At 43.6% G+C, this 763-nt stretch carries 1 protein-coding gene; it reads right to left on the minus strand.

The annotated features are described in order from the left end of the window. On the minus strand, window positions 1-763 hold a 763-nt coding region (locus HC176_RS15585), incomplete at both ends, for a formate--tetrahydrofolate ligase (RefSeq protein WP_167919900.1).

Genomic DNA, 763 nt, shown 5'->3' on the forward strand with positions numbered 1-763 from the left:
GCATGCGCATCATTTCTCCTGTAATGGGGATCAAAAATCCGGCTCCGGCAGCTATCTGTATCTCTCTTACATTCAGGGTAAATCCTGATGGCCGACCCAGCAATAGTGGATCATCTGACAGGGATTTTTGTGTTTTTGCAATACATATCGGTAAATTATCCAGTTCCAGGTCAAGGATGGTCTTAAGGTCTTTGCGGGCTTTAGGCGAGTATTCTACTTTTTCTGCACCATAGATCTTTTTGGCAATAGTATCGATCTTTGTCATTACATCCTGATCCCATTGGTATAAAGGCTTAAACTCAGATTTATTTTCCTCAATTGCCTCGATCACTTTTGTGGCAAGATCCAGGGCACCTTCACCTCCTTTTGCCCAACCATCAGAAAGTGCAACTTTGATGTTAAGCTTATGCGCAAGATCAAAGATCACCTGTATTTCTTCATCACTGTCACTGTAGAATTTATTTATGGCAATGACAGGGGTGATATTATAAAGCTTCGCATTTTCCAGGTGTTTCTCCAGGTTAGGAAGTCCATTTTTTAGAGCCTCTACATTAGGAATGGTCAAAGTGGTCAAAGCAGCCCCACCGTGATATTTTAGGGCCCGAATAGTTGTGGTTATCACCACCACTTTTGGAGCAAGGCCGGCACTTTGACATTTGATGTCCAGGAATTTTTCGGCTCCCAGGTCAAATCCGAATCCGGCTTCGGTAACTGTATAATCAGAAAGACTCATCCCCATCCTGGTGGCGATCACCGAGTTGGT

This window comes from Tamlana crocina (assembly GCF_012037625.1).